This is a genomic window from Pseudofrankia asymbiotica (assembly GCF_001983105.1).
Lineage (GTDB): Bacteria > Actinomycetota > Actinomycetes > Frankiales > Frankiaceae > Pseudofrankia > Pseudofrankia asymbiotica.
This window is the reverse complement of sequence record NZ_MOMC01000134.1, coordinates 1-11308: the sequence shown is the minus strand read 5'-3', so window position 1 is coordinate 11308 and position 11308 is coordinate 1. Positions and strand designations below refer to the sequence as shown.

Annotated in this window: 8 protein-coding genes and 1 pseudogene; 7 read left to right on the top strand and 2 right to left on the bottom strand. The window is 66.1% G+C overall.

From position 1 onward, the window contains the following. The 6 genes and pseudogenes from BL253_RS43330 to BL253_RS38215 form a co-directional block, all read left to right on the top strand. The coding region (locus BL253_RS43330; RefSeq protein WP_206745145.1) for a hypothetical protein at positions 1-241 on the top strand (241 nt) is incomplete at its 5' end. Between the two features lie 73 nt (positions 242-314). Continuing rightward, the gene (locus BL253_RS42070; protein WP_131831697.1) at positions 315-746 is read left to right on the top strand and encodes a hypothetical protein; all 432 of its coding nucleotides are present in this window, start codon (positions 315-317) and stop codon (positions 744-746) included. Between the two features lie 1164 nt (positions 747-1910). Further along, positions 1911-3641: a recombinase family protein gene (locus BL253_RS45030; protein ID WP_274535312.1), complete on the top strand. Its 1731-nt coding sequence runs from the start codon at positions 1911-1913 to the stop codon at positions 3639-3641. Between the two features lie 119 nt (positions 3642-3760). Beyond that, positions 3761-4333: a Uma2 family endonuclease gene (locus tag BL253_RS38225; protein ID WP_241835521.1), complete on the top strand. Its 573-nt coding sequence runs from the start codon at positions 3761-3763 to the stop codon at positions 4331-4333. Between the two features lie 91 nt (positions 4334-4424). Continuing rightward, on the top strand, positions 4425-5045 hold the full coding sequence (locus BL253_RS38220; protein WP_076822973.1) for a hypothetical protein: 621 nt from the start codon (positions 4425-4427) through the stop codon (positions 5043-5045). Between the two features lie 789 nt (positions 5046-5834). Beyond that, a pseudogene (locus tag BL253_RS38215) lies at positions 5835-7074 on the top strand (IS256 family transposase). Positions 7075-7150: 76 nt separating this feature from the next. Here the strand turns inward: BL253_RS38215 and BL253_RS38210 are convergent. After that, complete coding sequence (locus BL253_RS38210) at positions 7151-7759, bottom strand: hypothetical protein (RefSeq protein WP_241835520.1); 609 nt, start codon at positions 7757-7759, stop codon at positions 7151-7153. A gap of 117 nt (positions 7760-7876) precedes the next feature. On the opposite strand from BL253_RS38210, the gene BL253_RS38205 reads away from it, so the two are divergent. Further along, a complete protein-coding gene (locus tag BL253_RS38205) occupies positions 7877-8419 on the top strand; it encodes a DUF4240 domain-containing protein (protein WP_076822972.1) in 543 nt (180 codons plus the stop codon). A gap of 301 nt (positions 8420-8720) precedes the next feature. On the opposite strand, the gene BL253_RS38200 is transcribed toward BL253_RS38205, so the two are convergent. Further along, complete coding sequence (locus BL253_RS38200; RefSeq protein WP_198946563.1) at positions 8721-10475, bottom strand: lytic transglycosylase domain-containing protein; 1755 nt, start codon at positions 10473-10475, stop codon at positions 8721-8723. Positions 10476-11308: the final 833 nt, after the last annotated feature.

Genomic DNA, 11308 nt, shown 5'->3' with positions numbered 1-11308 from the left:
ATATTCGACAGGCAGTAGCCTTCCATCGCAATCCTGGCTGATGATGCAGAAAGAGCTGGTGGGATCCGGGCGGATCGACCAAGCGATGATGAATGAAATTGGCGATGTCGTGTCTAGATTCCCCGGGGTCTATAATAATGCAATTGGAGAGATGATTGAGGGTCTGGCTGGCAACGGAGCCTATCAGGAGTTGAGACAGATTCCTGGTCAAGTTTACGTCCAGCTGGCTTTGCCGTATTAAAGGGGATGGTAGAGGGTGCATCGTGCGACTTGAATTGCTTCCACCTGTAAGTGTCGGGTCATTGGAAATAGGGATGGACTTCGAGGTCGCTGGAGCAGAGTTGGCGGGATTTCCCGGCCGCAGACCTCCGGTACCTGGACGGCCGGTCGAGCCTCGCCTCGCTCACTTTGTATCCGGCATGTCAATCGGGATCTACCCTGAGCGAGGGCGAGTGAAGGCGGTGGAAATATTCAGGCCGGAGGAAAATGGTGATACTATCATTTTCCGGGAAATGGAAGTTCTCGCGCTTCCTGCGGAACAGGTTATTAGTTCACTGGCGTCGTTGACACGTCTAGATTTCGTCAATGGTGGACTGACCGTGGTGGCACCAGAACTCCTGCTGGCATTCGGGCGATCGTCTGTCTCAGAGACTTCCGAAAACGAGGTCGAGCGCTTCTTCGATTCGGTGCTCGTAGCGGCCCCTGGATACTATGACGGACCGGACGGAAGGCCGATATATTTGTGATCCGTCGGGTCGATGATCCTCGCGCGTATAGGGCGGACATCCGCTCGTTGATCCGATACATGATCTGGTCGGGATGATCCCGGCGCCACGGCGGTCGCCGGTGCGGGGTGAGGCCAAGGTCTGCCAACTGTTGGCGGTGGAAGGCGGCGAGGTCGATGCCGCGCCGCTTTGCCCGCCAGCGCGCGGTCTCCCGGACCTTCGGGGCCGGTCGGTCAGCAGCCTGCGCAGAGTGTCGTCGTCGAGGTCGTCGTCTGGTAGGGCCGTGAGTGCCTCGAGGCGGGCCTCGGCCGAGCTGGCCGTCAGGAGGGTGGCGAGTCGATGTCCGTAGTCTGTCTGTGTCAGCCATCGTGCGCAGGTGGCAGGTAACCACTGGTCCGGGTCGTCGCGGTCGGCGTTGAGTCAGGTGGTCCGGGGTCAATACGGCCTGCTCATGGCCCAGCTCGAACGCCCACCGCCGTACCTGGCGTCGATTGCTGCGCGGGTCAGGGAGCGGACGAGGTCCTCGGCGGGCACGCTGCTCAGCAGGGTGTCGCGCACGTTGGTGAGTGCCGAGGTGGTGGGTCGCCGGTCGGGTCCCGCGAGCAGTACGCCGAGGATGGCGGTGGCCGCGGCGGGGTCGCAGGCTGATCCGGGCCTGTACGCGGACCTGTTTGACGTGGTCGAGCAGCCGGACCGCGAGCGCGGACGCCGCGACAGAGGAGTCCAAGGCGGTGAGGACCAGTGCGGCGCGTTCTCGCAGACGGCTGTCGGGGTACAAACTTGCAATCACGGCATCGAACCCGCTGACCCCCGCTGCGGCGATGGCCGACCGGTCGGTGATCCCATTGATCACCGGGCCGTACAGGTAGCTCGACCAGCGGGCGACCGCGTCCAGCAGCAGCCAACAACGACTGTCGAGGCTTTCAAACTCCGCCATCGCGCGTCTATGTGCATTCTCCGTGCCGGCCATCGCGGCGGTCAGGCGCTCGGCGAGGTGCCGGGTCTCCGGCAACGTCATCACGGGGCCATCCCGATCTGCTCACCGTCCCGAGTCACATGGTTTCCCACGCCGTATAGCGATCACCGGCAAGATCATTACTGTCTTGTGCTTACTTGTCATGATCTGGGGGCGCTGGAAAGACTCGGGCAGGCGCGCGACCTGCCGACCGCGGCTTCGACGCGGTCGTGATCGGCGAACCACACCGAGCCTTCTACGGCAACCAGTTCAGCCTCGTCTTCCCGCTGTTTGTGCACTACAACGTGCAGCTGTGGGTCCCCGAGGTCGGCGGCCCGGTCGACCCGAACTCCGAAGCCCATGACCTGATCATGTCCGTGTTCGGTGGCATGTCCAAGGGCGAACGCAACCGCATCAAGATCCGAGTCCGCAGCGCGATGGCCGCCCAGGCCAAGGTTGAAGGCCGCTACCTCGGCGGCCGCCCGCCCTACGGCTACCGCATCGCCGACGCCGGCCCGCACCCGAACCCCGCCAAGGCCGCAGATGGCAAACGCCTCCACGTCCTGGAACCCGACCCGGTTACCAGCCCCATCGTCGCCAGGATCTTCCGCGAGTACGTCGCGGGCCGCGGGCTGTACGCGATCGCCGAGGGACTCACCGCCGACGACATCCCCTGCCCGTCCGCCCACGACCCGGCACGCAACCCCCACCGCACCGGCATCGCCTGGTCCAAAGGAGCGCTGCGCGCGATCCTGACCAACCCTCGCTACACCGGCCGCCAGGTCTGGAACCGCCAACGCAAGGACGAGATCCTCCTCGACGTCGAAGATGTCGCCCTCGGCTACGAAATCCGCATGCGCTGGAACGACCCCGACGCCTGGATCTACTCAGCGGACGTCGTCCACGCATCACTGATCGACGACGATACCTTCGCCCAGGTCCAGGCCCGCTACAACGCTCGCAAAGCCGATCCCAGCGGCCCCCGCGAACCCAAGCGCACCCGACACCCCTACCAACTGCGCGGCCTGATGCACTGCGGAATCTGTCAGCGGCGGATGCAGGGCAGCTGGAACAACGGCAAACCCCACTACCGCTGCGTCTACCCCGACCAGTACGCCCTCGCCAACCACGTGAAGCACCCCCGCAGCGTCTACGTCCGCGAGGAACTCATCGTCCCCCACCTCGACCACTGGCTCGCCCGCGCCTTCACCCCACCCCGACTGCACACAACCATCGCCGCCCTCACCGCCGCCCAGAACGACGAAACCACCACCAGCCAAGACGACGACCTCACCCAGGCACGACGGGCGATCACCGACTGCGACCTCAAGCTCGAGCGCTACCGGCTCGCCCTGGAAGCCGGCACCGATCCCGCCCTCGTCGCCCGCTGGACCGCCAAAGCCAACACCGAACGCGCCGCCGCCCAAGCCCGCCTCCGTGTGACCACTGGTCGCCAGCGCATGACCGAACGCGAGATCACCGACCTCGTCGTTGCTGTGGGCGACATCGTCGCCGTTCTGGCGCAGGCCGACCCGGCGGACAAAGCCGAGATCTACGCCCAGCTCGGACTCCAGCTTACCTACGAACCAGGAGCACACCGAGTGATCGCCGAGGCCAAGCCTCCGGCGATCATGTACGAAGGAGAGTGTCCGAGGGGGGAGTCGACCAATACGCCCACGCCCTTCGCCGGCAGCATCGACTGCTCCTTGAGGGATGAGCGCGGGGCGGGGGAGGGCCGCTCAGGGGCGGCGTCTGGGGGCGTGACTCCCGGTGGCGGTTACCGATCTCGGCTCGCGGGCGAACGTCCGATCCTCGGGGCTGGGCCTGGCGATGATCATAGACGGTGCGGTCGTGTTCGGGTGGTCGGCTTCTGTCGTGGGATACAGGGCCGGGCGGCCCTGTATCCCACGTGCGGTGCGCGTACGCGGCCACGTGCCTGGGATCTACGCTGGGGCGAGTGAGTGGACAGCGGTCCAGTGAGCCGTGGACGGACGACGACCAACCTGGCTGGGAGGCGATGGTGACGACGGCCCTGCCGGAGGACAGCTGGCTGCATGGTCTGCGCCCGCAGCCGGCTCGGGTGACGGCCGGCGAGTATGAGGCGCTGTCGGAGGACATCGCCCGGTCGATCGAGATCGTCGACGGCTACATCATCTTTTGCGAGGCTCCGACCCCGGACCATCAGACCGCTGGCCGGCGGTTGGCCAACCTGTTGGAGCGGCACGCCCGCAGCGCGGTGACGGCGGGCCGGTACGGCTGCCTGACGGTCAACAACGATGTGGACCTGCGCTTGCGGGACATCCCGCTGCTCAATCGCCGTCCCGACGTCATCCTGTACCGCTGCCTTGACCGCGCCCGTGGTGAACGGCTGCGCGCCGAGCATGCCCTGCTCGTCGTCGAGATCGTCTCGCCTGGTTCGGAGACCCAGGACACCACGGACAAGCTGGGTGAGTACGCCCGTGCGGGTATCCCGCACTACTGGATCACTAGGCTCGACAGCGAAGGCGTTACCAGCATCGARCGCTACGCGCTCGACCATGCCAGCATGATCTACAAGCACCTCGGCACTTTCATGAAGGACGAGGCCGGCGGCCCACCCGAGATCGCTAACCCCATCCCGATCACCATCGCCTGGGACGACCTGACCTTCTGACCCTACGATGGCTTTTCGGGACCGCCAGTGATCTTCCTTGTCGGGCGGACGGGGCACTGGTCATGGCAACAGTCCGGACGCAGAATCTGCCTTGCGGAGCCTGATCCAGACCATCGACTATGTCGGGGCGATGAGCGTGCGTGCGCATGACGTGGTGGAGGTGGTGGACTCAGTGAATGAGATGGACTCGGTAAACGCTATGGATGCGGCGGGCAGCGTGGGCAGTCCGATACTTGAGCACGTACAGTCGGTGACGGCCGTCTATGACTACGGTCAGTTCTACCTGTACACGAATCTCTTGGATGAGGTGGATTACTCGGAAGTCGTGGACGATGCGATCGCGAGTGGCAAAATTTCTCAGGAAGGTCCGTTGTTGGTAGTTCTCTCGCCGCATCAGAACAACTTTGAGATGCCATTGCGGGTGGAGCGGTGGAGTGCGAGGCCTTTGGATGACCTGGACGACTGGCAAGAGGCATTCACGGCCTCGATCGACGTCGATTCTTTCGGGCTCTGGTATGAGTCGGCGACGACCATCCAGAACCTGCGGCTCGACGTACCGCCAGGCAGGTACGTCGTAAGGATCGTGGGCCGTGGATTTGTGTCGCGTGGCTGGCCAGGGTCGACTAAGCCTGGCGACGAATGGCGCTTTCAGCTTTGGCCGCGGAGCGGTAGCTTGCAGGAGCCGGAAAGGCTGAAGGCCTGGAATGAATGAGCTAGGACCGGCCGTCGGGGCGGCAGGTGAGATCGTGCCAGACATGGGGGTAGTCCGAACCGTAGATGGCTGGTGGTGTGGCTACCGCCAACGATCGGACCGGTGGCAGGTGGGTCGAGCACGCGGGAACAAGTAAAAGCCGCGGAAGTTGAGCGTTGGGCGGGTGGGCTCGAACCTGCGACCGGAGGGTTATGAGTCTTCTTCCCTAACCCGCTGAGCTATTGTCGTCGGCTGACGGGGTCTGCTGTTCATAGCCGTTTTGTGCTGCGGTGTTTGGTATTCGGGCGTGAGGTCTGGCTGGCGTGGTCGTTGGTCGTGCCGGTTGGTGGCGGCTCGTGCCGTCGGCTGTGTCGCGGTTCGTCGCCGGTTTGGCCCCGGTCAGGGGTCGCGCCGGCAGGGTTTGCGGTCACAGCCTGTCATGCTGAGGATGTTCGAGGTTGTAGGAAACTTTCGCTGGCGTGATAGCGATAATCGGACGGACTCGCGTCTGGCCACGAGATGGGTAATTGGATTTCATGCCCAGGAAAGGCTGTTGGATCCGTGGTCTGCCGCGACAGGCCGTCGCGATGTTGAGGTCTTTTGTGTCATTCCAGGGAACTGGGTCGAACCTCGAACGAACACAGCCGGTGGTGGAGGATTTTCGGGCTCACGCAGTGGAGTCCACGGACGTGGTGTACGGCATGTGATCGAGTAGTGACCTACCGGAGTGGCGGTCCGTGATGTGAGACGGCCACCGCGTGATCCTCTTCGAGAACCGACCAAAGATCTCGAAGACGGAGGAACACTGCGATGGCCGTGCGACCGACTGTGCCTGATGCGGAACTGGTCGGCAAGGAACTGATGATGGCGAGTCCGGATCTGTTGGGCGCTGGTGAAAAGGTTCGCGGATTCCCTGATGTCCGCGGAGGCGGACGCGCTGTGTGGCGCGGAATACGGCGAGATCTCGGCCGATCGGGTGAATCGTCGGAATGGTTACCGGAACCGGGAGTGGGACACCCGGGCTGGCACCGTCGAGCTGCGGGTCCCGAAGCTGCGTGAGGGCTCCTATTTCCCGGACTGGCTACTGACCCGGCGCCGGCGCGCCGAGCAGGCGCTGATCTCGGTCGTCGCTACCTCCTATCTGCTCGGGGTCTCGACGCGCCGCGTCGACAGGCTTGTGGAGCAACTCGGCGTTTCGGGCATTTCGAAGTCGCAGGTCTCCGAGCTCGCGACCCACCTGGACGCCCAGGTCGAGGCGTTCCGGTCGCGGCCGCTGGACGCCGGTCCGTACCGGTTCGTGCAGGCCGACGCGCTGACGATGAAGGTCCGCGAAGGCGGCCGCGTGATCAACGTCCACTGCCTGCTCGCGGTCGGCGTCAACGGCGACGGGCACCGGGAGATCCTCGGTCTCGACGTCGCCTCGTCCGAGGATGGCGCCGGCTGGCTGGCGTTCTTCCGTTCGCTGGTCGCCCGCGGCCTGACCGGCGTGCGTCTCGTGACCTCGGATGCCMATGCCGGGCTGGTCGCCGCGATCGGCGCGACGCTGCCCGGCGCGTCCTGGCAGCGCTGCCGGACCCACTACCTGCGCGATCTCCTCACGAAGACACCGAAATCGTCGCAGCCCTGGGTCGCGACCCTGGTTCGTACGATCTTCGACCAGGCCGATGCCACCGAGGTGAACGCCCAGTTCGACCGCGTCGTTGACGCCCTGATCGAGAAACTCCCCACCGCCGCCGAGCACCTCGAAGGCGCGAAGGCCGACCTGACTGCCCTCACCGCCTATCCTCGCGAGATCTGGCGGCAGATCTGGTCGTCCAACCCACAGGAAAGACTGAACAAGGAAATCCGCCGGCGCACCGACGTCGTCGGTATCTTCCCCAACCGCGACGCGATCATCCGCCTCGTCGGCGCCGTCCTCGCCGAACAGAACGACGAATGGACCGAGAACCACCGCTACTTCGGCCTCGAAATCCTCGCCAAGGTCGACGCCACAACCAGCCCACAGAAAACCAGCGAGATCACCGTGACACCAGAAGCGCTAACCGCATAACCTGAACCCAGCAAGACCGAAGAGGAATCACGCGGAGACAAGATCCTCCGTACACCTCCTTAGCGGACGTGGCCGCTCACGCCGGCATGCCGAAGTCCCATCGGATGGTGGGGAGTTGCTCAAGGCCTTCGCCGGTGTGATGCAGGACGTGGTCATACCGGCTGGGTCCACCGGTGACCTCCTGCAATGACAGCCCGGCGACCTCGAACCCGATCACTGCGTAGCGGTAACGGACGCCTTCATGGACCGCCGTCGCGACGTTGGCCAGCCAGGTGTCGATCGGCTCGCGCCAGGCGCGCGAGATGTTGCCGCCGTCGTCGCCGAAGGGGAACCCTCCTACCCTCGGGTCGTGGTCGGCCAGTGCGCCCAGGGGGAGGTAGAAGTCGAGCCAGTCGTCGCCGTGGTCCTCGCGGATCGTGACGGCGCCGCATACGACGTCGCCGCCGTCGGGAAGCCTCACCGCGCCGTGGAGGTGACCGAACCTCTCCAGCGACGGCAACGTACACGGTGCGGGGCGAAACTCGCCGTCCTCGCCGCGGGCGAGGCACCCGGCCACACCCGCTGCTGCCCACGTCGCGGCCAGGGCGGATTCGAGTCGGGCGTCGTCGGGTGGTCCGAGGTTGATCGCGAGTTCGTAGAAGCCGCCGTTCCAGTTCGCCGGTATAGCAACGTCAGACGCGGCCATGCGGGTAGCCAATCACGCGTTCGACGGGCAGGGGTTCGGCGTTTGGAGATTCGACAGTGCTTCCCGGCGGCTGCGCTCGATGCGGTGACGACCCGCTGGCTCGCTACGATCCGGCACATGACGGAGGCGGCGAGTGTCGGGGGGATCCTGCCGACCGCGGCCGAGGAGGCCAGGTTCTGGGCGCTGATCGAGACGGCTTGGACCAGCCTCGGCCCCGAACCACTGGCCCTGCGCCGCGCGCTGATCGAGCGTGACCCGAACGACGACGAACTCGCGGACCGTTACGCGATCGACGACTGTCTGGACCCGTTCCTCGACGCGCTGCGCGGCCTGTCCGAAGCCCTGTCGAGCGAGGACCTGGTCGCCCTCGACCGGGTCCTCGAACGCAGGCTCCATGGAATCGACCGGGCGGACATCCACGAGGTCACCGACGGCTCCGACGACGGCTTCCTCTACTGCCGCGGCTACATCGTCGCCCTCGGCCGCGCCTTCTACGACGCTGTGACGACCAACCCCACGATGGCGATCCTCGACGCCGAGTGCGAAGCCATGTGCTACTTCTTCGCCCACCTACACCGCGAGAGGTTCGGAACCTGGACCGACACCGGCTCCGGCATCAGCCGCGAAACCGGCGACAACGTGGCCGGCTGGCCCCGCTGACGCACCTCCGCCGGCCCCGTGGGCAGGGCTCCGGCAAGTTTGCTGAGGCGCAGGTGATCGGTGCTGTCCGGGGTTTCTGGTGGGACCGTGTAGCGAGAGGTTGACGCCCGGCCCGGCCCGGGCCTTCGCCACAAGCTCTGTGGCCAGCTGCTGATGATCTATCTGGGTCGGTCTGGAGCCGATCATCTCGGTCATGATCCGTTCTCTCCGCCAGGCCACGCCCAGCAGCTCGAGCCGGACCGCCTACACCCGCGATGGCGAAACAGTCCCTCGCCGCGGCTCGGGTTGGCGGTCAGGGTGCTCATGGTGTCGCCGGTGTCGAGCCCGGGGTTTCGGAACGCTGGCTGGCTGATGTGGGGGGAGCTGGGTTGCTGGCGGTGGGGGTCGGCGTGCCAGGGGTGTTGGGCCGGGTGATGCCGGTGATGGTGAGGGTGATCAAGGTTTGGGTGAGGCAGCCGGTCGGAGTGGTGGTGAGGGTGACGGTGATGGTGGTGGTCTGGCCGGGGGCGGCGAGGTGGTCGAGAGGGACGCGGGCGAGCAGGGCGGGACCGGCTGGTGGTGTGGTGGGGATGGTGGTGTCGGTGGTGGTGAGGATGTGGCCGGCGGTGTCGCGGGCCTCAGCGTGGATGACGGTCGTCAGGCCGCTGCCGGTGGTGGTGTAGCGGCCGGTGATGTCGAGGGTGGTGCTGGTGGTTGTCGCGGCGAGGGTGCTGGTCGTCAGGGTGATCGGCGGGCAGGTGGAGGCTGGGGTGGTGGGTCGGTCGGGTGTGGGTGTCGGAGTGGTGTTTCGTGGGGTCAGGCTGATGATCGGGAAGGGTGTGGCTGGCGCGGTGGGGTGGGTGCTCGGCGGGGTCGGGGTGGGTGCCGGGGTTGGTGCGGGTGTGGGTTGGGTGCCTGGGCTGGGGGTGGTGTTGGTGTAGCCGGTGGTCCAGGCGAGGACGGCGCGGACGTAGGTGTCGGAGGGGTTGTAGGCGCGGATCGCGGCGTACAGGTCGCCTGGGTTGGCCAGGTCGCGTCCGTGGGCGCACAGGTAGGTGCCGGTGGCGAGGGTGGCGTCGTCGATGTTGTTCGGGTTCTTGGTGTTGTCGTGGTTGCCGTCGCGGCCGGCACTGGTCCAGGTGCCGGGGAGGAACTGCATCGGGCCGACGGCGCGGTCGTAGGTGGTGTCCTGGTCGAGCCTGCCGTAGTCGGTGTCGGCGATGCGGGCGAAGCCGCCGCTGCCGTCGAGGCGGGGGCCCAGGATCGCCGGGGTGATGGTGCCGTCGGTGCTGATGGCGCGGCCGGTCGCGTGGTTGGTCTCGACCTTGCCGATGCCGGCGAGGAGCTGCCAGCGCAGGTGGCAGCCAGGTTGTTCGGTGCTCAGGGTGGTGGCGGTCTGCTGGTAGGCGGCCAGGACGCGAGTGGGGATCTGGCGGTCGGCCGCGGTGAGCCGGACCAAGCCGCCGGTGGTGCCGGGGGAGGCGGCGGCGGTGGCGAGACTGTCGGTGGGGACCTGCCCCGGCGCGCCGCCGAGGGCTGTGAGGCCTGCGGGTAGGACGGCGGGGTTGAGGGTGGGCATGGGGTAGTCGCGGTCGGTGGTGGTTGGGGTGGCTGGTGTGCGATGGCTGTCGGTGTCGAGGGGGGCGTCGGCGCCGGACAGCAGCATGATCAGTAGGGCTGGGATTCCGAGGATGGGTAGGCCGACGGCGTGGAGTAGGCCGATCGTGCGTAGAGGTGATCGGCGGCGACGGTGGCGACCTGCTGTACGGCGGGGTGGCGGGTGGCTGGTCGCCGCAGAATGGGCGTCCGCGGCGTCCTCGATGCTGGTGTCGCCGGCGCTGGTTGTCGGGGTGGTGTGTGGATCATCGGGGCTGGTCTGGTCCGGGGTGGTCTCGTGCGGGGTGGGGTGGTCGGTGTGGGGCTCGTTGGCGGGCTCGTTGGCGGGGGCGCTGTGTGGGGTGGTCGGTGGTGTCGGGGGCGGTTTTTGGGTGGCTGGTCTGGACAGCGTGGTGGGAGCTGGTGGCGGTGAGTCGGCTGGCTGGCCTGGTGCGTGGGCGAGGTGTTTGCGCCGGCTCATCGGTGCGCTCCTTCCTGCGTCCTGTCGGTTCGCCGGGCACGGCGTTGCTGCGCCGGTGTTGTGGCACTGGCGGTGCGCGGGCGCGACAAGGCGCCCTCCTGGCAGTGGTCGCCGGCGTGAGTCCCTGGTCTGGCGGAATGAGGGCATGGGGTCGTCGGTGTATGGGCAGGGCTGAATGCCCGGCGGATGTGGTGGCCGGGAGTGCTGTTCAGGGCGGGTAAGGGCGTAGGCGGGTTATGGCAGGGGTGACCGTCGGGTCGGTGAAACCGGTGGGTCGGCGGGCTGAACACGGGCATGGCCGGTTGCGGGCATGCCTGGTGGTTGCCGGTCCAAGGGGCGCGTCATTGTTGCGCCCTTGGCGCGGAGTTGTGTGTGGGTGGTGAGCCACTATGGCAGACCGCGGATGGTCTTGCCAGAGGTTGGCGAGAAATTCTGCTCACTGTTCGGAGTCCGGCATGCCATCCGTGCGCTGTGGGCCTGGGGATCATATGCGTGACGATGCTCGCTCTGTGTAACGAAACCTCGTGGTGATCTGCCGTCGGACTAGTTATTCCTGTCGTTGACGGCCAGTCCTTGCCGGTGGTACTCGCGTGCGTGGTTCCGTTGAAGRCTCAAAACCMCTGGCAGGCTGTTCGTGATCCTCTACAGGGATGTGTAGGAACTACTTGTGAGTGGGTTGTGAAACGTGCGATGCTCTGCGGCGCACCGCCGGGGAGGCTTCGGTCGCCTGGTGCGGTCTTCGTTCTTCCGCTGGTAGTCCGTAGCTGTTCAGCTCGGTTGAGCGGCTGTCTTCCGGATCTTGTGTGGTGATCGGTCTCCTGGTTGTCGGGCGG